Source organism: Klebsiella sp. C349492 (assembly GCF_042055345.1).
Classification (GTDB): domain Bacteria; phylum Pseudomonadota; class Gammaproteobacteria; order Enterobacterales; family Enterobacteriaceae; genus Klebsiella; species Klebsiella scottii.
In genome coordinates, this window is the sequence record NZ_JANQCE010000001.1 from 1013015 (window position 1) to 1035567 (window position 22553).

18 protein-coding genes and 2 riboswitches are annotated in these 22553 nt (G+C 61.9%); of the genes, 5 read left to right on the forward strand and 13 right to left on the reverse strand.

What is annotated here, in order from left to right; all coding sequences use genetic code 11:
• The first annotated feature begins 4 nt into the window (after window positions 1-4).
• On the forward strand, window positions 5-1486 hold the full coding sequence (locus NWP14_RS04840) for a pyridoxal phosphate-dependent decarboxylase family protein (RefSeq protein ID WP_375214881.1): 1482 nt from the start codon (window positions 5-7) through the stop codon (window positions 1484-1486).
• Between the two features lie 101 nt (window positions 1487-1587).
• Here NWP14_RS04840 and NWP14_RS04845 read toward each other — a convergent pair whose 3' ends face one another.
• Window positions 1588-2097 carry a DUF4865 family protein gene (locus NWP14_RS04845; protein ID WP_346431508.1) on the reverse strand — a complete coding sequence of 170 codons (510 nt, stop codon included), beginning with the start codon at window positions 2095-2097 and terminating at the stop codon, window positions 1588-1590.
• A gap of 99 nt (window positions 2098-2196) precedes the next feature.
• Between NWP14_RS04845 and NWP14_RS04850 the strand changes: the two genes are divergently transcribed.
• The gene (locus NWP14_RS04850; protein ID WP_375214882.1) at window positions 2197-3084 is read left to right on the forward strand and encodes a LysR substrate-binding domain-containing protein; all 888 of its coding nucleotides are present in this window, start codon (window positions 2197-2199) and stop codon (window positions 3082-3084) included.
• A gap of 18 nt (window positions 3085-3102) precedes the next feature.
• On the opposite strand, the gene NWP14_RS04855 is transcribed toward NWP14_RS04850, so the two are convergent.
• Window positions 3103-3885, reverse strand: a complete 783-nt coding sequence (locus NWP14_RS04855; RefSeq protein ID WP_095097801.1) for an SDR family oxidoreductase — start codon at window positions 3883-3885, stop codon at window positions 3103-3105.
• A 116-nt stretch (window positions 3886-4001) separates the two neighbouring features.
• On the opposite strand from NWP14_RS04855, the gene NWP14_RS04860 reads away from it, so the two are divergent.
• Window positions 4002-4556 (forward strand): TetR/AcrR family transcriptional regulator, encoded by a 555-nt coding sequence (locus NWP14_RS04860; RefSeq protein WP_375214883.1) that lies wholly within the window; start codon window positions 4002-4004, stop codon window positions 4554-4556.
• On the opposite strand, the gene NWP14_RS04865 is transcribed toward NWP14_RS04860, so the two are convergent.
• From NWP14_RS04865 to NWP14_RS04910, 10 genes are all read right to left on the reverse strand, one after another.
• On the reverse strand, window positions 4553-5290 hold the full coding sequence (locus NWP14_RS04865; protein WP_370525529.1) for a glutamine amidotransferase: 738 nt from the start codon (window positions 5288-5290) through the stop codon (window positions 4553-4555). The two genes, NWP14_RS04860 and NWP14_RS04865, sit on opposite strands and share 4 nt — an antisense overlap.
• Before the next feature lie 136 nt (window positions 5291-5426).
• A complete protein-coding gene (gene mrdA, locus NWP14_RS04870; RefSeq protein ID WP_375214884.1) occupies window positions 5427-7352 on the reverse strand; it encodes a penicillin-binding protein 2 in 1926 nt (641 codons plus the stop codon).
• Between the two features lie 184 nt (window positions 7353-7536).
• Complete coding sequence (atzF, locus tag NWP14_RS04875; protein ID WP_375214885.1) at window positions 7537-9333, reverse strand: allophanate hydrolase; 1797 nt, start codon at window positions 9331-9333, stop codon at window positions 7537-7539.
• Window positions 9330-12935: an urea carboxylase gene (gene uca / locus NWP14_RS04880; protein ID WP_375214886.1), complete on the reverse strand. Its 3606-nt coding sequence runs from the start codon at window positions 12933-12935 to the stop codon at window positions 9330-9332. The genes atzF and uca overlap by 4 nt, the downstream gene beginning before the upstream one ends.
• Before the next feature lie 169 nt (window positions 12936-13104).
• The gene (locus NWP14_RS04885) at window positions 13105-13740 is read right to left on the reverse strand and encodes an urea amidolyase associated protein UAAP2 (protein WP_095097782.1); all 636 of its coding nucleotides are present in this window, start codon (window positions 13738-13740) and stop codon (window positions 13105-13107) included.
• A 10-nt stretch (window positions 13741-13750) separates the two neighbouring features.
• Window positions 13751-14479, reverse strand: coding sequence for an urea amidolyase associated protein UAAP1 (locus tag NWP14_RS04890; RefSeq protein ID WP_331835235.1), 729 nt, complete (start codon window positions 14477-14479; stop codon window positions 13751-13753).
• 4 nt (window positions 14480-14483) lie between these two features.
• Window positions 14484-15263, reverse strand: a complete 780-nt coding sequence (locus NWP14_RS04895; RefSeq protein ID WP_095097776.1) for an ABC transporter ATP-binding protein — start codon at window positions 15261-15263, stop codon at window positions 14484-14486.
• Complete coding sequence (locus NWP14_RS04900) at window positions 15260-16075, reverse strand: ABC transporter permease (protein ID WP_095097773.1); 816 nt, start codon at window positions 16073-16075, stop codon at window positions 15260-15262. The genes NWP14_RS04895 and NWP14_RS04900 overlap by 4 nt, the downstream gene beginning before the upstream one ends.
• 24 nt (window positions 16076-16099) lie before the next feature.
• A complete protein-coding gene (locus NWP14_RS04905; protein ID WP_095097770.1) occupies window positions 16100-17158 on the reverse strand; it encodes a putative urea ABC transporter substrate-binding protein in 1059 nt (352 codons plus the stop codon).
• Window positions 17159-17215: 57 nt separating this feature from the next.
• Window positions 17216-17314, reverse strand: a riboswitch (guanidine-I (ykkC/yxkD leader).
• 185 nt (window positions 17315-17499) lie between these two features.
• Window positions 17500-18132, reverse strand: coding sequence for a LysE family translocator (locus NWP14_RS04910; RefSeq protein WP_095097767.1), 633 nt, complete (start codon window positions 18130-18132; stop codon window positions 17500-17502).
• Between the two features lie 19 nt (window positions 18133-18151).
• Window positions 18152-18232, reverse strand: a riboswitch (ZMP/ZTP riboswitch).
• A gap of 358 nt (window positions 18233-18590) precedes the next feature.
• On the opposite strand from NWP14_RS04910, the gene katG reads away from it, so the two are divergent.
• Window positions 18591-20768, forward strand: coding sequence for a catalase/peroxidase HPI (gene katG / locus NWP14_RS04915; protein WP_375214887.1), 2178 nt, complete (start codon window positions 18591-18593; stop codon window positions 20766-20768).
• 158 nt (window positions 20769-20926) lie between these two features.
• On the opposite strand, the gene NWP14_RS04920 is transcribed toward katG, so the two are convergent.
• The gene (locus NWP14_RS04920; RefSeq protein ID WP_375214888.1) at window positions 20927-21820 is read right to left on the reverse strand and encodes a LysR substrate-binding domain-containing protein; all 894 of its coding nucleotides are present in this window, start codon (window positions 21818-21820) and stop codon (window positions 20927-20929) included.
• A 146-nt stretch (window positions 21821-21966) separates the two neighbouring features.
• Here NWP14_RS04920 and NWP14_RS04925 point away from each other — a divergent pair, with 146 nt between their 5' ends.
• Window positions 21967-22509, forward strand: coding sequence for a sugar ABC transporter (locus NWP14_RS04925; RefSeq protein WP_375214889.1), 543 nt, complete (start codon window positions 21967-21969; stop codon window positions 22507-22509).
• Window positions 22510-22553: the final 44 nt, after the last annotated feature.

Genomic DNA, 22553 nt, shown 5'->3' on the forward strand with positions numbered 1-22553 from the left:
GTAAGTGACCGCCATGTCCCAATTGAATCCGATCCTTGCCGGTTCGCCGCAGAGCATTGAGGCGTATCAGCAGGTTATCGCTCAGACCAGCCAGGCCGTCGCCCGGTGGCTCAAGCAGCCTGAGATGTATCAAGGCAAAAGCGTCGCCGAGCTGCGCGAGCGCATTACCCTTGAGTTCACCGAACAGGGTCTGGGCAACCAGGCGGCGATTGAACGTGCGATCGAGTACTTCCTGAAAGACAGCCTGTCGGTGCATCACCCGCAGTGCGTGGCGCATCTCCACTGCCCAAGCCTGGTGGTAAGCCAGGCGGCGGAAGTGCTGATTAACGCCACCAACCAGAGTATGGACTCCTGGGACCAAAGCCCGTCGGCCACCATCATTGAGATGAAGCTGATCGAATGGCTGCGCGCCCGGGTGGGCTACCGGGCAGGCGACGCCGGCGTTTTCACCAGCGGCGGCACCCAGAGTAACCTGATGGGCCTGATGCTGGCGCGCGATGCTTTCTTCGCCCGCCAGGGGCACTCGATTCAGCAGGATGGTCTGCCGGGCGATATCCGCAAATACAAAGTGTTCTGTTCTGAAAACGCCCACTTCTCGGTGCAGAAGAACATGGCGCTGATGGGCCTCGGCTACCGTTCGGTCACGCTGGTCAAAACCGACCGCTTTGCGCGCATGGACGTCGAAGACCTGAAGGCGAAAATCGCCGAAGCGCAGGCCAACGGCGAGCAGATCATGGCGATCGTAGCGACGGCAGGCACCACCGACGCGGGCGCTATCGACCCGCTGCGCGTGATTGCCGGCATTGCGGCGGAGCATCAGATCTGGCTGCACGTGGATGCGGCCTGGGGCGGCGCGCTGCTGCTTTCCGGGCACTACCGCGATTATCTGGACGGCATTGAGTGCGTGGACTCCATCACCCTGGACTTCCACAAGCAGTTCTTCCAGACCATCAGCTGCGGCGCGTTCCTGCTAAAAGACGCGCGCCACTACGAGCTGATGCGCTATCAGGCGGCCTACCTGAACTCCGAGTTCGATGAAGAAAACGGCGTACCGAACCTGGTGTCCAAATCGCTGCAGACCACCCGCCGCTTCGACGCGCTGAAGCTGTGGATGGCGCTGGAAGCGCTGGGGCAGAAACAGTACGCGGAAATTATCGATCACGGCGTGACGATGGCGAAAAACGTCGCTGAATACGTTGCCAGCCAGCCGACGCTGGAGCTGGTTATGGAGCCGCAGCTGGCGAGCGTGCTGTTTCGTTCGCGCCCGCAGCAGACGGCGGGCAGCGACGATGCGGCTATCGCCCTGCTTAACCAGCGCATCGGCGACGCGCTGCTGGACTCCGGTCGCGCCAACGTCGGCGTCACCGAGCACAACGGCGTGACCTGCCTGAAGCTGACGCTGCTCAACCCGATCGTCACCCTCGATGACGTCAAGGTGCTGCTGAATCTGGTTGAACGCACCGCCCAGGAAGTGCTGGCAAAGTAAGCTGAACTCCCGGACTGCGGCGCCTGCGCCCGATCCGGGATAGCGGCCCTTGCCGCCCCGCCTCCTCCCGAAAGCCGATAACTCACCTTATCGGCTTTTTTTTACGCCTCTCCTCGCGCAACGTAGCCGATGCGATAACTCTCTCCTTCATCCGAGGGCGCATCGCCAAAGCTGACCTCCAGCAGCTGCCAGCGGCTCAGGTCCCATGCGCAGAGCTGCCCCTGCAGATCGAGGTTTGCCAGATCGCTAAACGGAGCGATGGCGCGCTTTTTGACGCTCAGCCAGGACTTATCCATCACCTCCCCGACCGCCGGGACGCGCAGCGCCAGCCAGCTTTCGATCCGCGGCCAGCCAAAGTCTGCGCACAGGCCGGCAAACCCCGGACTCTGCAGAAAGCGCGCCATCGCCTCTGCGTTTTGCCAGACGTACAGCGGAGCATAGCGGTTCTCCTTTATAGCCCCGGCGCGGTCATCGCTGCGAGAGTAAAGGTACGTTTTAAATAACAGGCCGGGAAAGCCGTCCAGCTTTGCGCCGCCGTGGCGAATGCGGCGCTCAATAATCGACATGTCATAGTCAGCGGGCAGCGTAAAGCGATACTGCATAACGATCATGGTAACTCCGGAAGGTAATGTTGACGTTGAGCCCAGTGTGATGCCACAGTATCTTCCTGAAAATCGAATAATTCAGGAGTCATCATCCTGAATAAGAGGATGATTATGGAAAAGCTTACTCCGGCGCTGGATCTCGATGCGCTACGCACCTTTGTCACCGGGATCGAGTGCGGCAGCTTTGCCCAGGCGGCGGTACGTCTTTCGCGCTCAACCTCCGCGGTCAGCGCTCAGCTTAAGAAGCTGGAGATGCAGTGCGACGCCGGGCTGGTGGTGAAACAGGGTCGTCACCTGGCGCTCACCGCCGAGGGAGAAAAGCTGATGGGCTATGCCCGGCGCATGCTGGAGCTCAACGATGAGACCCTACGCGCTCTAAAAGGCGAACGGCTTACCGGTGAGATCCGCATTGGGATGCAGGAGGATTTTGGCGAATCCCTGATGCCGGGGATCCTCGGCCAGTTTAAACGTCACCACCCGCAGCTGCGGATCGTCGCCAGAGTGGACCGCAATCTCCCGCTGCGCCAGGCGCTGGCCGAACGCACGCTGGATATGGCGCTGCTCTGGCAAACCGACGATAGCGGCCCAACGTTGGGTCAGTGCCAGCTGGAGTGGATTCATCATCCGGACCTCGACGTCGCCGCCCTGCTGGCCGCGGGCGAGCCGCTTCCGCTGGTGATGTTTGAAAGCCCGTGCCTGATGCGCTCAAGGGCTATCGCCGCTCTCGACGCGGCCGCCATTCCGTGGCAGGTGATGTTTGTTAGCCATAGCCTCAGCGGCGTCTGGGCGGCGGTGCAGGCCGGATTAGGCCTGACGGTCAGAACCAAAATCGGCATGCCGGAGAATCTGCATGCCGCAGGCGCCCTGCTGCCATCCCCCGGCGCCCTGGCTATCGGTCTCGAAGAGAATCCGCTGCAGGCGCGGAATACCGCCGCCTGCACGATGCTCGGACAGCTGATGGCCGAGGCGCTGGGCGGGCTGACGTTCAGGTGACAACGTCACGAGAAGGCGTCAGGCGCGGTAGCGCGGCGCCGGTTCCGACTGCGCGAAGCCGGGCAGCATCGCCTGGCGCGCCGCGTTCAGGGCCCCCCACTGCGTTTCATCGTGCAGCGGCGGAATGGTGACTAATTCACGGCGGTCGAAACCCACCAGCGCCGCATCCACCAGTTTATCCACCTCCATCAGGCCGGGAATGGCATCAACGTCCTGGCCGCTGCGCTGCCAAATCTCGGTGCGGGTCGCCGCAGGCAGCACCGCCTGGACGTAAATCCCCTTCGCGGCCAGCTCCACGTCGAGAGCCTGAGAGAGAAACAGCACAAAGGCTTTAGTTGCGCCATACACCGTCAGGCCCATTTCCGGAGCCAGCCCGACAACCGAGGCGATGTTGACGATAGCCCCTTCGCCCGCGGCCGCCAGCCGGGGAGCGACGGCATGGGCCAGGCGGGTCACCGCCGTTACGTTGAGCGCAATCAGCCGGGAGAGCTCCTCGCCGCTCTGGCTGAGAAAATCGCCGGGAATGGCGGTGCCGGCATTGTTAATCAGAATGCCGATGCGCGTATCTTCCCGCAGACGCTGCTCGACGGCGGCAACGTCGTCATCGTTAGTCAGATCGGCGGTTAAAATGTCGACCTGCACCCCCGCTTCGCTACGCAGGCGCTGGGCCAGCGCGGTAAGGCGCTCGGTATTTCGCGCGACGAGGACCAGGTCGTGGCCGCGTTGGGCAAAGCGTTCGGCGTAGACTGCGCCAATGCCGGTCGATGCTCCGGTTACCAGTACCGCTGATTTGCTGCTCATATTCGCTCTCCTGAATTTATACATGATGACCGTCATGAATAATGTCACAGGCTGGGTATGGTGTAAATAATGTTATATGATGGTCATCATAAATAATTTCAGCGCGGGATGACGCCATGAGAGTGAGCAGAAAACAGGTCGAAGAGAATAAGCAGACAATCCTTGCCGCCGCCGGTCGTCTGTTTCGTGAACGGGGTTTTGATGCGGTCACGGTCACCGATATCATGAAATCAGCGGGTCTTACCCACGGCGGATTTTACGGCTACTTCAAATCGAAGGATGAGCTGATCGCCCTGACCCTGGCGGAGCTGCAGGCAACGAGCGGCGCCACCGAAAACGGTAGCGCGCCGCAAATCGAACGCTACCTTTCTCCTGAGCATCGGGATAATTTTGCCAGCGGCTGCCCGCTGGCGGCGTTGGCTGCGGACACTATCCGCCAGTCGGAGCCGGCGCGGAGTGAAATGAGCGCCGGGCTCAAGCAGCAGATAGCCAATCTCAGCAAGACCGTTCCCGGGGAAGATGACGCGGCGAGGCGCCGCGCGGCCGTCGGCAGCTGGTCGGCGATGGTCGGGGCGGTGATTCTGGCGCGAATGACCTGTGACCCGGCGCTGTCGGACGAAATTCTTCGCGAAACCGCGGCCTGGCTACAGGAGAAAGCGCCGCAGAGTTAAGCCGTCCTCGGGGCCGGGGTCAGATAGTTCGCCACAAAGCGGGTCAAAATCGCCGAGGCCACGGGGCTCTCCTCGACCGCGCGGCTCAGCCTGTCCGGGTCAAGGCCCTCATTGCGCAGTACCGCCTGACGATAGTAAATCAGCGAGCGGGCAATCTCCGGGGTGATTTCAGGGTGGAACTGAGTCGACAGCGCGTGGGCGCCATAGCGGACAATCTGATGCGGATCGTGCTCGGACGAGGCCAGCACCGCCGCCCCTTGCGGCAGTTTGGTCACCGTTTGCAGATGCGTCAGATGAGCGCTGAAGGTCGCGGGATGGTCGGCAACCAGGCTATCGCTAAGGCCAGCGGCCGAGAGCGATATGGTTTTGCTGCCGGTTTCACGCCCTGCCGGATGGTAATCCACCTCGCCGCCCAGCGCGTGGGCCATCAGCTGATGGCCGTAGCAGACGCCAAACAGCGGCATCTCGATGGCCATCGCGGCGCGGATCCACTCCGCGGTCATCTCGCTCCACGCCAGGCGGTCCGTCACCATATCCCAGGAGCCGGTGATCACCGCCACCGTGTCGTTATCCGGCGCCGGGAGCGTCTCGCCGGCAAATACGCGCACCGCTTTCATCTGCTCCCGCCACGGTGCCAGCAGATCGGCGAACCAGCGCGGCAGGTCGCCGTGATCGGCGACAATCTCCTGCGGCGGCGTGCCGGTCTGCACCAAAAGAAGCGTTTTTCTGCTCAACGACATGGCGATACCTTTCTTATTTCTCAGATTTGCGTAAGGCTTCACTATGGAGAAAAGCCCCGTCGGCGGCAAATAATCAATTTACCGGCGATTATTCCCGGACGGCATAACCGTCCGGGGAGCGTTTTCTTCTCTACTGCGCGTCGGCGCTATCGATCTGCGGGACGTTAGCCTCTGCGCCGCCCTCTGCCGCCGCCGGCGCGTTGGCCGGGTCGAAGATATGGTCAAGAATGGCGCGCGCCGTAGGGCCGGCCACCACTCCGTCGCCGCCTCCGTTCTCAAGAATCAGCGCCATCGCCACCCGCGGATGCTGATACGGGGCAAACAGGGTATAGAAAATATGGTCACGCAGCCTGACCGGGATCATTTTCGCATTGTAGGTCTGGTTCTCTTTCAGGCTGAAGACCTGCGAGGTCCCGGACTTCGCGGCAATCTGATACGGCGCGGTGTGGAACAGCTTGTAGCCGGTGCCGTTTGGCAGGTTAGCCATGCCGTACATCCCGTTGCGCACAATCCCCCAGTACGGCGATTTCGGATCGCCCACCTGCGGCGTGTTTTGCGGCGGCTGATAGCGCTCAACCTTATTGCCGCGCTTCATGGAGTAGAGCAGATGCGGGTTCTTCACCTTGCCGTTGTTGATCAGCGTCGTCAGCGCTTTCACCATCTGAATCGGGGTGGCAATCCAGTAGCCCTGGCCGATGCCGACCGAGATGGTATCCCCTTGATACCACGGCTTCTTATGAACCCGCTGCTTCCATTCACGGCTCGGCAGCACCCCCGAATACTCTTCGTTGAGGTCGATCCCCGTCGGCTGACCGTAGCCAAATTTACTTAACCAGCTGTGAATCCGATCGATCCCCATTTCAAACGCCACCTGGTAGAAGAAGGTATCCGCCGACTCTTCAATGGCCTTGGTGACGTTGAGCATGCCGTGCCCGGTTTTCAGCCAGTCGCGGTAGCGGCGCTGGGTGCCCGGCAGCGTCCAGGTCGGCGCGCCGAAGAAGGTGGTGGTGGGCGTAATCACCCCGGCAGAGAGCGCCGATAGCGCCATATAGGGTTTAACCGTCGAGGCCGGCGGGTAGAGGCCCTGGGTCACGCGGTTGATCAGCGGCCGGTCGGCGTTATCGAGCAGCGAGCGGTAGGCCTGATAGCCAATGCCTTTCACAAAGGGATTGGGATCGTAGCTGGGGCTGGAAACCATCGCCAGCACCCCGCCGTCGCGCGGATCGACCGCCACCACCGCCGCGCGCTGCCCCTTGAGCACCGATTCAATATACTGCTGCAGATGCAGATCGAGCGTCAGATAGATATTTTTGCCGGCGACCGGCGGCACCTCTTTCAGCAGGCGCACCACCCGCCCGTGGTTATCCACCTCGACCTCCTGGTAGCCGGTGGTACCGTGCAGCTCCTGTTCGTAATAGCCTTCAATACCCTGTTTGCCGATATTATGGTCGGCGGCATAATTCTCGGCTTCGCCATTTTTTGCCAGCCGCTGTAGGTCGTTATCGTTAATTTTCGAGACGTAGCCGACAACGTGCGCCAGCTCGGCGCCGTAGGGATAGTCGCGCTGCTGATAGTTCTCTACGGTTACGCCGGGGAAATGGAATTCGTTCACCGCGAAGCGCGCCACTTCGACATCGCTCAGCGCGGATTTTAACGTCACCTCTTTGTAGCGACTGTTGTGCAGCATATCGTCGCGGAAGCTGGCGATATCATCGGGAGTCAGATCAACGATCGGCGTCAGCTGCTGCAGCAGCGCTTTCATATCGGCGATTTTGCTGGGGATCACCTGCAGGCGATAGAGGGTGATGTTCTGTACCAGCGGGATACCGTTGCGATCGAAGATGAGCCCGCGGCTCGGGGCAATAGGCAGCATTTTGATATCGTTCTGGTTCGAGCGGGTCTGATAGAAATCGTGCTGTTTGACCTGCAGCCGATAGAGGTTAACGATCAGAATGCTAAAGCAGACCACCACCAGAATAAAAGCCACCACGGCCCGGCGAATAAACAGCATCTCTTCCGCTGAGTGATCGCGAATTTCATCTCTCAATAGAGTCATTGGCGGTAATTCACCTGAGTTTCAATAAGAAGCCAAAAAATTAAAAGCGGGGAAGGATAGCCTTATCGGCGCGGTAGCCCTACGGAAAGGTTGCTAATGAATTGGCAGAAATGTTTCAGCATGTGAGTAGCGCCGGCCCAGGGCGGGCCGACGCTATTTTTTTCAGAATATGTGACACCGTCACCTAGCGCGCCAACCAGGCCCGCCATCCGCCGTAGGCCGTAATATCGGTCGCGCCCTGCAGGCCGTACGCCTCGCAGATAAAGCCGCTGAGCCAGCGCCCGTCCGCCAGCTCCACCTTGCCTAACCCCAGCGGCGCCGGAATCGCCGCCAGGAGCGATCCCAGCTCGGCGGAGGGCAGCTCCCACACCTCCACCGCAATGGCCGCCCCGCCGTTTTCATCCCGCACCATCCCCGGACGCCTGCCGTCGGCCAGCGCGTACAGCCGATAGCAGGCCGCGCTTTCCGTCGCCGCCAGCAGGCGTCCGCCCCGGGCCCGCAGCTGTCCGTTCAGCGCCAGCCCGTCGAGATGCGCGCCGCACACCACCAGCGCCTGACGATCGTGGCTGGCTACGCTCGCCGGCGGCGCAGGCGCTATCTGCGCCCCGCCGGCCAGCGGCAGCGGCTGCGCCCGCTGGAAGGCATCGGCCAGCCCGAGGAGATACTGGTCGGTAAACGCCCGGCCAAATAGCGTAACGCCGGAAGGCAGGCCGTTCGACAAGAATCCTGCCGGCACGCTGACGGCTGCATAATCGAGTAAATTCATAAAGTTGGTGTAGTAACCGAGGTCGGCGTTGCGCTTCACCGGCTCCGCTTCCAGCTCGGCAAGCGTGACCGGACGCGGATAGGTCGGCGTCAGGACGCAATCCACGCCGTCGAGCAGCGCGTCGCACTGCGCTTTATAGGCCTGCAGCTGATACATGGCCTTAAACGCGGCGACCGCATCGGTTTGCGGCGCCTTCGCCAGCACGTCGCGGATCACCGGCAGAACCGCCTCCGGCTGCCGTTCAATCAGCGGCCCCGCCACCGCGTAGCGCTCCGCCACCCAGGGCCCGTCGTACAGCAGGCTGGCGGCGGCGAGAAACGGCGTCATATCGAGGCTCACCGCCACGCCGCCGAGGGCCAGCAGCCGCGCTTTAGCCTGTAAAAAGAGCGCTTCACTCTGCGCGCAGCCGAGGAAGTTGAGCGTCTGCGGAACGCCGAAGCGAAATCCCGGCGCCGGCGTGCCGAAGGCCTGCTCCCCGTTCCACTGCGGATTGCGTCGGCTGTAGGCATCGCGCGGATCGACGGCGGCGGTCAGCGCCAGCAGCCGGCTGGACTCGGCGGCGGTGGCGGTAAAAAAGGTCGTGCAATCGAGCGTCCGGCAGGCCGGCACCACCCCGGCGGTCGAAATCAGCCCTTTGCTGGCCTTCAGCCCCACGAGGTTATTTAACGATGCCGGAACCCGCCCGCTGCCGGCGGTATCCGTACCGAGCGCAAAGCTGGCGACGCCGAGCGCCACCGCCAGCGCCGAACCGGCGCTCGAACCGCCCGCCGGATACTCCGGGTGCACGGCGTTACGACAGCGTCCGTAGGGCGATCGCGTGCCGTTGAGGCCGGTGGCAAACTGGTCGAGGTTAGTCTTACCGACCGGAACCGCGCCCAGCGCAATCAGCCGGGCCACAATCGTCGCGTCCCGCTCGGCGGTATAGGCGAACGCCGGGCATCCAGCGGTGGTGACGATCCCGGCGAGATCGATATTATCCTTAATCGCAAACGGCACGCCGTACAGCGGCAGGGTCTCCGGCGCCACGCCGTCCAGCGCCGCCAGCCAGGGCTCCTGCTCCTCTGCCGTCAGGATATGAATAAACAGCTGATACTGCGGATTCAGCGCGGCGGCACGCTGGCGCAGCTCCGCCATCAGCGCCCGGGGCGTCAGCCGGCCGTCGCGATAGCCTGTCGCCAGGGTGCTCAGGCGTAAATCAAAATTGTGCTGATTCATACGTTTTCCTCAATAATTACCGCCACCCGCTGCCCGGCGCGAACCGAGGCGCCAGGCTGAACGTTAACCTCGGCGATCACCCCGTCGCAGGGGGCCAGCAGCGGGATCTCCATTTTCATCGACTCCAGCACCAGCAGAACATCTCCGGCGTGAACCCGGCTGCCCGGGGCGGTTTGTACCTGCCACAGGTTGCCGGAAACGGGGCTTTCTACCCCCTGCTGCCCGTGCTGCAGCGGCGCGTCCTCACCCTCTTCGACCGCCGCCTCCTGGCTCTCGAAATGCGCCTGGCCGCTGGCTATCCAGCGATCGCGCTCCTCATTAAACGCGCGCTGCTGGTGCTGGCGGAAAGCGTCAATGCTCGTGGCCTCGCGCGCAAGGAACTGCTGATACTCCGCCAGCCGCAGGGTGCTGTGCTCAATGCGCAGCGGATAGCGGCCGAGCGGAAAATCACGGCGGATCTGCAGCAGCTCTTCGGCAGAGACCGGATAGAAGCGCAGCTGGTCGAAGAAGCGCAGCAGCCACGGCTTGCCGGCAAAATCAGCCACCTCGTGATAGCGATTCCACATTTGCAGCGTGCGGCCGACAAACTGATAGCCGCCTGGACCTTCCATGCCGTACACGCACAGGTAGGCGCCGCCAATCCCGACCGAGTTTTCCGCCGTCCAGGTGCGCGCCGGGTTGTATTTGGTGGTCACCAGCCGGTGGCGCGGGTCGAGAGGCGTAGCCACCGGCGCGCCGAGATAGACATCCCCCAGCCCCATCACCAGGTAGCTGGCGTCAAACACCGTATCCCATACCGCCCGTTCGTCGGGCAGATCGTTAATCCGCCGGATAAATTCAAGATTGCTGGGGCACCAGGGCGCGTCGCGGCGAACGGTGGTCATATATTTGTCGATCGCCTTGCGGCAGGCCGGATCGTCCCACGACAGCGGCAGGTGCACCACCCGCGTGGGAACCTCAAGGTCATCGCTGACGCACACCGTCGCCCATTCCGCGCACACCCATGCCAGCAGCGCTTCGAGGGGCAGCGTTTCCGGCTGGAAGTGAACCTGTAAAGAGCGGATCCCCGGCGTCAGATCAATCACGCCAACCCGGGCCTGGCCCTCCAGCGCCTGCATCAGCGCGTGGATGCGAAAGCGCAGAACCAGATCCAGCTCCGCCTCTCCGGCCTCCAGCAGCAGATGGGTATCGCCGGAGAGTCGCGCCACCAGACGCTTATTGGCTTCCCCGCAGGACATCACCACCGGCGACGCCAGCGGCGCAGGCTGCCAGGCGATAGCCGCGGGCTCAAGGGTTGCCAGCTCCTCGCGACGGCCCTGCGCCAGGCGACGGGCGGTGGCTAAATCGACCGCCACAAAGCGCACTTTATCTCCGGCTTTCAGCTGGCCGAGCTGCCACAGGTCGGCCTCAATCACCGTGACCGGGCAGACAAATCCGCCGAGGCTCGGGCCGTCCGGGCCGAGGATCACCGGCATGTCGCCGGTAAAGTCGACCGCGCCGATAGCATAGGGATTATCGTGAATATTCGACGGATGCAGTCCCGCCTCTCCGCCGCTGTCGCGGGCCCACAGCGGTTTCGGGCCCATCAGCCGGACGCCGGTACGACTGGAGTTGAAATGCACTTCCCAGTCGGTGGCAAAAAAGGTGGCGATATACTCTGCGGCAAAGAATTCCGGCGCGCCGTGGGGGCCATAGATGACCCGCAGCGTTCGCACCGCGTCCAGCGAGGTCTGCAGCGCGGCGGGCAGCGCGGCGCCGACGCTGTCCGCGCTGCAGGAGGCCAGGTGCAGAACGTCTCCGCCGCGCAGCGCGCGTCCGGCGTGGCCGCCAAACTGTCCGAGAGTAAAGGTGCTTTTGCTGCCTAAATAGTCCGGCACCTGAATACCGCCGCGCAGGCAGAGATAGCTGCGCACGCCCGCGCCGGTCACCGGGCCTATTTTCAGCGTCGCTCCGGCGGGAATAGTGAAGACGCGGTTCATCGGCTGAGCCACGCCGTCGAGGGTCACCGCAGCCGCTGCGCCGCATATCGCGGCCTGGGCGAGACAGTTAAACTTCAGCGTTGGCCCGCTGAGGGTGATTTCCAGCGCCGCTTCGCCCTCCGGGTTCCCAAGCAGCCGGTTACCCAGGCGCAGCGCCCGGTCGTCCATCGGCCCCGAAGGCGGTACGCCCACCGCCCAGTATCCGAGGCGCCCCGGATAGTCCTGAACGCTGGTCTGGGTCCCGGCGCTCAGGACTTCGACGGTCGCCGCCTGATAATCCAGCTGCTCAAGGCAGCGGGTCCAGGGTTCGCCGTCGGCAAAGGGGGCGAAAGCCAGAATCTGCTGCAGATAGAGACGATTGGTTTCCACGCCGTACAGCCGGGTTGCCGCCAGGGCTTCGCCGAGGTGGGCAATGGCCCGATCGCGGTCAGGCTGCCAGGCGATCGTTTTTGCCAGCATCGGGTCGAAGAACGGCGGCACGTCACAGCCGGCCTCCACCCAGCGGTCAATCCGCAGGTTTACCCCATCCGCCGGCGGGAAGATCGCTTCGCTGAGCAGCCCCGGCGACGGCTGGAACTGACGGCCGGGATCTTCGGCGTAGATCCGCGCCTGAATCGCGTGGCCGCGCGGCTGCAGATCCGCCATCAGCCGGGACAGCGGCGGCAAATCCCCCGCCGCCAGGGAGACCATCCAGCGCACCAGATCGACGCCCCAGACCTGCTCGGTCACCCCGTGCTCAACCTGCAGGCGGGTATTAACCTCAAGAAAATAGAAGCGCTGCGCCAGGCTATCGTAAACAAATTCCACCGTCCCGGCGCTGCGGTAGCTCACCGCTTTGCCCAGGGCGATCGCCGCCTCGCACAGCGCCTGCGCCATCCCCTCAGGCAGGTTGGGGGCCGGCGTCTCTTCGATAACCTTCTGGTTACGTCGCTGAATAGAACAGTCGCGCACGCCGAGGGCGATAACCTCCCCCTGCCCGTCGCCAAAGATCTGCACTTCGAGGTGACGGGCGCGGGAAATATATTTTTCGACGAACACGCCGGCATCGCTAAAGTTGTTCTGCCCGAGGCGGCGAACGGTTTCAAAGGCCTCCGCCAGCTCGTTGGCATCGTGACACACCCGCATGCCGATCCCGCCGCCGCCGGCGGTGCTTTTCAGCATCACCGGATAGCCAATCTCCTGCGCGGCACGGCACGCCTCGGCGCTATCGGCCAGCAGCCCGGTGCCTTCCAGCAGCGGCAGGCCCTGCGCTTTAGCCAGCGCCCTGGCGGTATGTTTAAGGCCAAAGGTCCGCAGCTGCTGCGGCGTCGGGCCGACGAATACCAGCCCGGCGGCTTCGCAGGCTTCGGCGAAGGCGGCGTTTTCCGATAAGAAGCCGTAGCCGGGGTGAATCGCCTCGGCGCCGCTTTGCCGCGCGGCGGCGATGATTTTTTCCACCACCAGATAGGTTTGCGCCGCCGGGCCGTCGCCGAGGCTTAGCGCTTCATCGGCCTCGCGGATATGCAGGCTGCTCAGATCGGCATCGGAATAGACGGCAACGCCTTTAACCCGCATAGCGCGCAGCGTGCGCAGAATGCGGCAGGCGATGGCGCCGCGGTTGGCAATAAGTAGGGTATTGAACATAAACGGGACTCACATCAGGGCGGGTCGTCCCGCAGCAAAATAGCGTTCTTCCCCGGGGTCGTCCCTGGGGAGCGCCGGCGTTACGATTTACGCGACGGCGTACTGTTCAGGCGATCGGCGCGTACGGCAAACAGGCGATAGGCCATCAGCCGCCAGCGCTGCCAGCGGGTCAGTTCCATACCAGCACCTCTGCCGGGGTCGGATCCCAGCCGTTGCAGGGGTTATTCAGCTGCGGGCAGTTGGAAATCAGCACCATCGCGTTGCACTCCGCGCGCAGCTCGACGTATTTCCCGGCGGCAGAAATGCCGTCTTCAAAGGTCAGCCCGCCTTCTTCCGTCACCGGCACGTTCATAAAGAAGTTGATATTGGCGCCGATATCGCGCTTGTGCAGGCGGCCGTCGTGCAGGCAGGCGCAGAGGAAATTATCCCTGCAGCTGTGCATATAGCGCTTATCCGCAGCGTAGCGCACGGTATTGCTCTCCTGGGCGCAGGCGCCGCCGAGGGTATCGTGGCGGCCGCAGGTATCGGCAACGATGGTCAGCAGCGGCCGACCGAGATTGGAGAACAGCACGCTGCCGGTCGTCAGATAGGCATTCCCCTGGCGACGCAGCGTGCGCTGCGGATCGTAGCGTTCACGCGGGTTATCGGCGTTATAAAACAGGGTATCGATAGCCTGGTTGCCTTCAAGATCGAGCAGCCGCAGGGTTTGCCCTTTCTTCACTTCGAACAGCCAGGGTTCACCCGCCGGGATCACGTGACGATAAACGGCATCAGCCGGGTTGCGGGTACTGGTAACAAGGCTCATGATCGGCTCCTCAGAGGGCAAAAAGTTGGGTATTGGCAAACGCGCGCTGGTTTTCATCGCGGGTCAATAGCGAGGCGACCGCCGCCGCTTCATCATCGGCCTGGTACCAGCTCAGCTGGACCGGACGCGGCGCATATTCCGTGGCGGGGTCCTGCGGATGCGGCAGCGCGGTGAGGACAATCAGCACGTCCATCGGCGCGAACAGCTCGACGTAGCTGCCCGGAACGGAGTGACCCGCGCAGAAATGGAAGCTGCCGTCGGCGGCCACGGTGACCTTGCTGAAGAAGTTGACCACCATCAGCAGATCTTCCAGACCCAGATCCCATTTGCCCATTTCAACCAGCAGGTTATCGACGCCGTTGCGGTAGTAGCCGTTACGCAGCTCCTGGTAGCGTCCCGCGCCGTACTTTTCTAAGGTCTCTTCGGCGTTGAGCACCCCGCCGAACGGATCGTGCCAGCCGCTGCTATCGGCGACGATCCCGGCCAGCACGCGGCCCATATCGGAGTAGAAACAGTGCCCGGCCGTCAGGCGCGCGGTATGCTGACCTTTCAGCGTATCCGGCAGGTTCAGGCGTTCGCTCTTTTCATGTGGATTGAGCATCATCATGCTGACGTTGGCCTCGCCGTCGATATCGGTCAGGCGCAGAATTTGCCCGCGGCGCAGAATAAACGAGGTATGGCCGCCGCCCGGGACAAACTCTTCGCGCAGGCTCGGTAACGAATGAAAAAGTGGCTTCATCTGACTATCTCCTTAATGCATAAACGTTGTTATCGCTGCCGGTGCCGAGCATCTGCGACATGCGGGCTTCGTTAAGCGGTATGTCGTAGGTTATGCGCGCGCCGTAGGCGTTGGGCGCCTGAGGGTCGTGGCGCACCTTGTCGAAGACCAGCAGCCGGGTCCCGAGATTGAAGCCTTCGGCCAAATCGTGGGTGACCATAAAGACCGTCATCCGCGTTTCGCTCCACAGCTGCAAAAGCAGCCCGTGCATATCCTTGCGGATACCCGGATCGAGCGCGCCAAACGGCTCATCAAGCAGCAGGATGCGCGGCTGCATCACGAAGGCCTGGGCGATCGCCAGCCGCTGCTGCATCCCGCCGGAGAGCTGCGCCGGGTACTTATCGAGCGCGTGGGAGAGGCCGACTTTCTCCAGCATCTGCGCCGCCCGTTCGCGGGCGTTGCGCCTGCGGGCGCCAAAAAGACGACCAAGCAGCGGCGAGGCCGGCAGCTCGAGGCCCACCGCGACGTTATCCAGCACGTTGAGATGCGGAAATACCGAATAGCGCTGGAACACCACGCCGCGGCTGCGGTCCGGCTCGGCGGCCAGCGGCTGGCCGTCGAGGGTAATTGCGCCGCGGGTCGGTTTTTCCTGGCCCAGCAGCAGGCGCAAAAAGGTCGATTTTCCGCAGCCGGAGGCCCCGACCATTGAACAGAACTCCCCCTCTCTGACCTCGAGATTGATGCGCTCCAGCACCACGTGGTCGCCGTACTCCTGCCAGATATTTTTAATGGCAATAAAGCTCATGCCCGGCCTCCTTCCGCCCACGGGAAGCAGGCTTTGTGCAGCTGCCGCAGGGCCAGATCCATCAGCCAGGCCAGCAGGGTTATCCAGATGACGTAGGGGATGATGACGTCCATCGCCATGTAGCGGCGGACAAGGAAAATGCGGTACCCGAGACCGGCGGTGGCGGAAATGGCCTCCGCCGATATCAGAAACAGCCACGCCGAGCCCAGCAGCAGGCGCAGGGAGACGATCAAGCGCGACAGCAGCTGCGGCAGTACCACCCGCAGCACCAGCGTCCAGCTGTTGGCGCCGAGGGTTTGCGCTTTAATAAACAGCTCCGCCGGAATTTCCCGCGCCCGCTGTTCCAGATCGCGCGCCAGCATTGGCGTCACGCCGATCACAATCAGCATCACCTTGGAGAGCTCATCGAGGCCAAAGACGATAAACAGCACCGGCAGGATCGCCAGCGGCGGGATCATCGAAATAACGGTCATCAGCGGCGACAGCGCGGCGCGGTAGAGCGGAAAAACGCCGGCGGCGATGCCGATGCTCAGCCCAATCAGCGAGGAGAGCGCCAGCCCGGTCAGCAGGCGCCCCAGGCTGATCAGCGTGTCGGCCCACAGCAGGTACTCGCCGCTGCGTTTGTCCGGCGTGAACGCCATCCGCTCGATGGCCGCGACCATCTGCGACAGTCCGGGCAGCAGCTTGTCCTGCGGATTGGCCTCCAGCCGCAGCGCAGAGCCGATGAACCAGGCGGCGATCAGCAGCACGAAGGGCATCAGCATCAGCATCAGCCGCATGCCCTGCTGTGGATGGCGGTTAATTTGTCGCATGGCGTTGACTCCCGTCAGCAATCATTACAGCTGGCCCGCGGCGGCCATCTTCAGGTAGCTATCGTCGAAACGCAGCCTGACGTTCCCCGCGTCGCCGACGGCGACCTTGCCCGGGAAGCTCATGCCGATAAAGTCGGCGCTCTGGGCGCCCTCGCCCAGCAGCCCTTTATCGAAGGAGAATTGCGCCACGCGCTGCATGGTTTTTGCCAGATCGGGGCTGGAGATGAACCTCAGCGCGTCGGCAGCGGTCCAGAACAGATGGGTGGTTTTCAGTTGCCCCTGATAGCCGGCGAGGTCGGTGCCGGAATCCGCCGCCATCGCGCTCAGCGCCGGCTTATCTCCGGCCTGCATTTTGCTCATCATTTCAAACCACGCGCCGGTCAACGCCTTGCCAAGCGCCGGGTTGTCCTTGAGGGTTTGGCTGTTGACCACCATCATGTCGATGATCTCGCCAGGTACCTGGGATGAACTAAAAACTTCGCTGGTTTGTGGGGTCTTTTTGATAACCGACAGCTGCGGGTTCCACGCTACGGCGGCGCGCACGCTGCTGGTGCCGAAGGCGGAGACAATATCGGCGTCAGAGGTATTGACCACTTTGACATCTCGCTCCTGCAGCCCCGCCTTCTCCAGTCCGCGAACCAGCAGATAGTGGGAAACCGACAGCTCCGGGAGGTAAACCTGCATCCCTTTCAGGTCGCTCAGCTTTTTGTCCGCGCCCTTCAGCACCACGCCATCGTTGCCGTCCGAGTAGCTGCCGGTAATCAACGCGGTGGTATCCACCCCGCCGGCGGCAGGAATGGTCAGAGCATCCATATTGGTCATGGTGCAGCCGTCAAACTGGCCGGCGGTATACTGGTTAATCGATTCGATGTAGTCGTTGAGCTGCACGATATTGATCTTGATACCGTACTTACTGGCCCATTTATCGATGATTTTTTCGTTGCTGATGGCGCCCCAGGGCATCCAGCCGGCATAAATCGTCCAGCAGACGTTGAACTCTTTTTTCACCGCGGCAAAAGAGGGGAAACTGGCCAACAGCGCCAGTGACAGAACAAAAGAACGGAGTAGTGGCGATCGCTTCATGATGAACCTCTGGTTGGCACAAAAAACAGGAGCAGCGCGACACCTACTGGTGCTGCTGTCTCCCGGGCTTTTGTCCCGCCGTGTAACCTCGCAGAGGTCGCCAGCTCTCGGACCAGTCATTCACCTGCGTGAACCGGAACCCTAGCCAGCTATTTGATCATCTAAATTGTATGGTGCGCTGCCTTCTGTTTTTATCTTGCAAAGCATATGCCAAAATAATAATTAGTATAAAATCAAAAGGATGGAATATTTATCGGCGCCAGCACACCAGAATGGGGAGTCGTTTTGGGGCAGTGCGTAGATTTGGTGCAGAAGAAGGCAGGCTCGCGCCTGCCCGGGCGCTATTTACGCGTCTCAAAGGCGATTTTAACCGCCATCCCTGCCAGCACCGTCGCCATCAGCCAGCGCTGAAAGCGCTGCCAGAGCGGACGAGCGGTAAGAAACAGCGAAACCTCACCGGCCATCACCACAATCAGCGCGTTTACCGCCACGCTGATCAATGCCTGGGTGAAGCCGAGCACCAAAGACTGGCTGAGAATGCTACCGTGGCCGGGGGAGATAAACTGCGGTAATAGCGACAGATACATAATGGCGATTTTAGGATTCGCCAGGTTGGTAATAAAGCCCATCAGAAAGAGCTTACGGCCGCTGTCTGCCGGCAGGTCGCGCACGGCAAAGAGCGAACGACCGCCCGGTTTTATCGCCTGCCAGGCCAGGTAGAGTAAATAGACGACCCCGCTGATGCGCAAAATATCGTAGGCATAGGGCACCGCAAAAATCAGCGCGGTAATCCCCAGGGCCGCGCACAGCATATAAAAGACAAACCCTAGCGCCACGCCGCCTAATGAGATCAGGCCGGCGCGTTTGCCCTGGCAGATCGAGCGCGAGGTCAGGTAGATCATATTCGGCCCAGGGGTCAGCACCAGCCCCAGGGCAACGAACGCGAATGTCATTAACGAGCTCAATTCAGGCATAGCTTATCTCCACCAGACAAAGTTATGCCCAGGCGCGCGGCGGTCGCGGCCATGCTCCCCGACAGTATTCTGTCTCAAGGCGCCAGTTACATGGCCATGAATAGTAATAGCCTGTCGCTCACCGCTCAGCAACCCCTCAAATTTCGCCGCTGATGCCCGGCTTCGCGTCATGGGTAATGCCCATGTTGCCCGCCGCCGCCGGAGCATAAGATTTTTGCTGGCGGAATGACGCTTTTATCGCCAAACGCGCCGCTGCGATTTCCTAAACTAATACGTTAATACTATGGTTAGTAAGTCGCTTTTACGTATTTTGGGCCTTAACCACAAATAACATATGGATTTCTTTATCACTCGCTGTTAAAAGGATATAACTATTAATTCCGTAGATTTATTCAAGTATCGCTTATTGGAAGCAGTGTATATCGTAATGGCATTCACAAAAGTAAACGGAGCCTGATATGAGCACGTCTAACGATTCATCTAACAACGCATCCGCAGGGAAGTGTCCTTTTCACACCGCGGCGCCCACGCAAAGCGCCGGTGGCGGCACAGCCAACCGAGATTGGTGGCCAAACCAGCTGCGCGTGGATCTGCTGAACCAACACTCCAACCGCTCAAATCCGCTGGGCGAAGAATTTAACTACCGGGAAGAGTTTAAAAAGCTCGATTACTCCGCGCTAAAAGCCGACCTGCGGGCCCTGCTAACCGACTCCCAGGAGTGGTGGCCGGCAGACTGGGGCAGCTACATTGGGCTGTTTATTCGTATGGCCTGGCACGGTGCCGGCACCTACCGTACCGTTGACGGGCGCGGCGGCAGCGGCCGCGGCCAGCAGCGTTTCGCTCCGCTGAACTCCTGGCCGGACAACGTCAGCCTGGATAAGGCCCGCCGCCTGCTGTGGCCGGTCAAACAAAAATATGGCCAGAAAATCTCCTGGGCCGACCTCTATATGCTGGCGGGGAACGTGGCGTTGGAAAATGCCGGTTTCCGTACCTTTGGCTTCGGCGCCGGACGTGAAGACGTGTGGGAACCGGACCTCGACGTTGACTGGGGGAATGAAAAAGCCTGGCTTGAGCACCGTCATCCGGAAAGCCTGGCGCAGCAGCCGCTGGGCGCAACCGAAATGGGCCTGATTTACGTCAACCCGGAAGGCCCGAACGCCAGCGGCGAACCGCTCTCCGCGGCGGCGGCGATTCGCGCCACCTTTGGCAACATGGGGATGGACGATGAAGAGATCGTGGCCCTGATTGCCGGCGGCCATACGCTGGGTAAAACCCACGGCGCGGCCGTCACCAGCCACGTAGGCGCCGAGCCGGAAGCGGCCTCAATTGAGGCCCAGGGCCTCGGCTGGTCCAGCACCTACGGCAGCGGCGCCGGGGCGGACGCTATCACCTCTGGCCTTGAAGTCGTCTGGACCCAGACGCCGACCCAGTGGAGCAACTACTTCTTCGAAAACCTGTACAAATATGAGTGGGTACAGACCCGCAGCCCGGCTGGCGCCATTCAGTTTGAAGCCAAAGACGCTCCGGATCTGATCCCCGATCCGTTTGACCCGGAGAAAAAGCGTAAGCCAACGATGCTGGTTACCGACCTGACGCTGCGCTTCGACCCGGAATTCGATAAGATTTCCCGCCGCTTCCTCAACGATCCGCAGGCGTTTAATGAAGCCTTTGCCCGCGCCTGGTTCAAGCTGATTCACCGCGATATGGGGCCAAAATCCCGCTACCTCGGACCGGAAGTACCGAAAGAAGATCTGATCTGGCAGGACCCGCTCCCGGAGGCGATCCACAGCCCGAGCGAAGCGGATATCGCCACCCTGAAAACCGCCATTGCCGATGCGGGCCTGTCGGTGAGCGAACTGGTTTCCGTTGCCTGGGCTTCGGCTTCCACCTTCCGCGGCGGCGATAAGCGCGGCGGGGCCAACGGCGCGCGTCTGGCGCTGGCGCCGCAGAAAGACTGGCCGGTCAACGCCATCGCGGCGAAGGTTCTGCCAACGCTGCAGGCGATTCAAAAAGCGTCCGGTAAAGCATCGCTGGCGGATATTATCGTGCTGGCGGGCGCGGTCGGCGTTGAGCAGGCCGCCGCTGCCGCGGGCGTGCAGGTCACCGTACCGTTTGCGCCGGGCCGCGTGGACGCGCGTCAGGATCAGACCGATGTCGAATCCGTCGGTTTGCTGGAGCCGCTGGCGGATGGTTTCCGCAACTATCGCCGCATTGAAGGGGGCGTTTCAACCGAGACGCTGCTGCTGGATAAGGCCCAGCAGCTGACGCTGACCGCGCCGGAGCTTACCGTGCTGGTAGGTGGTTTACGCGTACTGGGCGCCAACTTCGATGGCAGCCAGCACGGCGTCTTCACCGACCGCCGGGGCGTTCTCAGCAACGACTTCTTCGTCAATCTCCTGAGCATGGCGACCGTCTGGAAAGCCACCGACGAACGGGGCGAACTGTTTGAGGGCCGCGATCGTAAGAGCGGCGAGAGCCGGTTCACCGCCACCCGCGCCGACCTGGTGTTTGGTTCTAACTCGGTGCTGCGCGCGCTGGCAGAAGTTTACGCCAGCCAGGATGCGCAGCAGAAGCTGGTCACCGACTTCGTGGCGGCCTGGACCAAAGTCATGAACCTCGACCGTTTCGATCTGTAATCTCCCTCCCCGGCAGGCTTCTCGCCCGCCGGGGCTTTTCTCTTCCCGCCCTATCTTTGCCGCAGCTGCAGCAGCCGACTGTAGGTACGCTGAATATCCTCCCGCTCGCCCCCGCGCCCCTCTCTTTCCTGATTCAGCGGCGGAAAAATTAGCGATCTTTATGCCGCGCCGCCGCCAGTTTCGGCCAGCAGCCAGCGCTCAAAATCCGCTAAAGCGCTCTCGTTAATGCCCGTTTCAACCGGTTTAACCAGGCAGAAATTTTTGTTCAGCCGGGCAGAAACCGGCCAGGGAGCGGCCAGCGCCCCGCTGCGGAGCTCTTTTTCGACATACACCTGCGGCACCAGCGCGACGCCAAGCCCGGCCTGCACGGCGGAGATGGCCATCTCATGCAGATCGTAGCACACGCCCTGGGACGGATTATCCAGCGCGATGCCGCTCTCCTGGGAGTACAGGCGCCATGCATCCGGGTTTTGCCGCCGATGGATACGCGGCAGCGCGTTCAGCTGCTCCCCGCCGTCGCGATCGGTCAGCAGCGAGGGATGGCACACCGGGACCAGCCTTTCCTGCAGCAGAAAGCGAATACGCATTCCGCTCCACGCCGGGTGCTCAAAATGAACCGCCGCGTCAAACCCGCTGCCGGTCAGGATAAAAGGGTCCGTACGGACCGCAATATTCAGCGTGATATCCGGGTGCCGGCGGTTAAAGCCGCTGAGGCGCGGGATCAGCCAGCGGCTGGCGAAGGTGGGCAGTGCGGCAATTTCGAGGCTGCGGCTGCCGTCGGCCATGCCCGTTAAGTACTGGGTATCCCTGTCGAGGCGCTCAAGCGTCTCGCGCACGCGGTGGGCGTAGCGCGCGCCGTTAGGGTTCAGCTGCACGCGGGTTCCCGTGCGGTCGAATAATTTGCAGTTCAACAAGGCTTCAAGCCGCCCAATCTGCCGGCTGATCGCCCCTTCGGTCAGGGAGAGCTCCTCTGCCGCTCTGGCAAAATTACCGTGCCTTGCCGCCGCTTCAAACGCCTGTAATGACGCGCTGCTGGGCAGTTTTCTTCGCATGATAGCGCCCCTTCGGCTGCGAGTGTGTTCAGTGACAGAATGTCACTAACCGATGAGATAATATCGATTCAGGCGGCGAAATACAGCCAGTAACATGATGAATTATCAGCAATACGCTGATGACACCTTCATGCAGAGGCCCGTTTATGCTGTATATCGTAGAATGCACCTATACCGACCCGCAAAGCGAAGCCGGGTGGAATGATTTTTACAACCGGGAGAAGCTCCCGGCGCTGCTTAGCGTTGATGGCTTCAGTACCTCCCAACGCTTCAGGGCCACAACGCCGGGCTGCCCGGCCTGGCTGGCCATCCACACCGTCCGCGACGCCGCGGTTCTCACCAGCGCGGAGTACCGCCAGAAGGGCGGCGGCAGCTTTGCCCGCTGGCAGGCCAACATCAGCGACTGGCGGCGCAGTCTGTATCAGTGCGCGGACCCGGCTCCGGCGGTATCCGCCGACCAGATCCTGCTGCTGGCGGCGCAGCCCGTCGACTTTATTGCCAATGAGCTGGGCTATCGGCCGTGGCAGCTGCGGGCCGCCGGTCTGGATAGCTTCCCTGAAGGTCGGCTGGCGTACGTCATTCCCGCAGACAACGCCGCCCTGCTCTCTACAATGGCGGATATCCGCCTGTATCAACCGCTAACCGGGCAGCTGCGTCCCCAACAAGGAGGCGATCGTGCGCACCGTTAACCCTATCAGCCGTCAGGTTGGCGATTATCTGGTGAGCGCCTTGA

Bases quoted from the DNA above. Each gene is read 5' to 3' on its own strand.
- NWP14_RS04845 (WP_346431508.1), bottom strand. From the start codon at position 2,097: ATGATCGTTATGCAGTATCGCTTTACGCTGCCCGCTGACTATGACATG.
- NWP14_RS04850 (WP_375214882.1), top strand. From the start codon at position 2,197: ATGATTATGGAAAAGCTTACTCCGGCGCTGGATCTCGATGCGCTACGC.
- NWP14_RS04855 (WP_095097801.1), bottom strand. From the start codon at position 3,885: ATGAGCAGCAAATCAGCGGTACTGGTAACCGGAGCATCGACCGGCATT.
- NWP14_RS04860 (WP_375214883.1), top strand. From the start codon at position 4,002: ATGAGAGTGAGCAGAAAACAGGTCGAAGAGAATAAGCAGACAATCCTT.
- mrdA (WP_375214884.1), bottom strand. From the start codon at position 7,352: ATGACTCTATTGAGAGATGAAATTCGCGATCACTCAGCGGAAGAGATG.
- atzF (WP_375214885.1), bottom strand. From the start codon at position 9,333: ATGAATCAGCACAATTTTGATTTACGCCTGAGCACCCTGGCGACAGGC.
- uca (WP_375214886.1), bottom strand. From the start codon at position 12,935: ATGTTCAATACCCTACTTATTGCCAACCGCGGCGCCATCGCCTGCCGC.
- NWP14_RS04885 (WP_095097782.1), bottom strand. From the start codon at position 13,740: ATGAGCCTTGTTACCAGTACCCGCAACCCGGCTGATGCCGTTTATCGT.
- NWP14_RS04890 (WP_331835235.1), bottom strand. From the start codon at position 14,479: ATGAAGCCACTTTTTCATTCGTTACCGAGCCTGCGCGAAGAGTTTGTC.
- NWP14_RS04895 (WP_095097776.1), bottom strand. From the start codon at position 15,263: ATGAGCTTTATTGCCATTAAAAATATCTGGCAGGAGTACGGCGACCAC.
- NWP14_RS04900 (WP_095097773.1), bottom strand. From the start codon at position 16,075: ATGCGACAAATTAACCGCCATCCACAGCAGGGCATGCGGCTGATGCTG.
- NWP14_RS04905 (WP_095097770.1), bottom strand. From the start codon at position 17,158: ATGAAGCGATCGCCACTACTCCGTTCTTTTGTTCTGTCACTGGCGCTG.
- NWP14_RS04910 (WP_095097767.1), bottom strand. From the start codon at position 18,132: ATGCCTGAATTGAGCTCGTTAATGACATTCGCGTTCGTTGCCCTGGGG.
- katG (WP_375214887.1), top strand. From the start codon at position 18,591: ATGAGCACGTCTAACGATTCATCTAACAACGCATCCGCAGGGAAGTGT.
- NWP14_RS04920 (WP_375214888.1), bottom strand. From the start codon at position 21,820: ATGCGAAGAAAACTGCCCAGCAGCGCGTCATTACAGGCGTTTGAAGCG.
- NWP14_RS04925 (WP_375214889.1), top strand. From the start codon at position 21,967: ATGCTGTATATCGTAGAATGCACCTATACCGACCCGCAAAGCGAAGCC.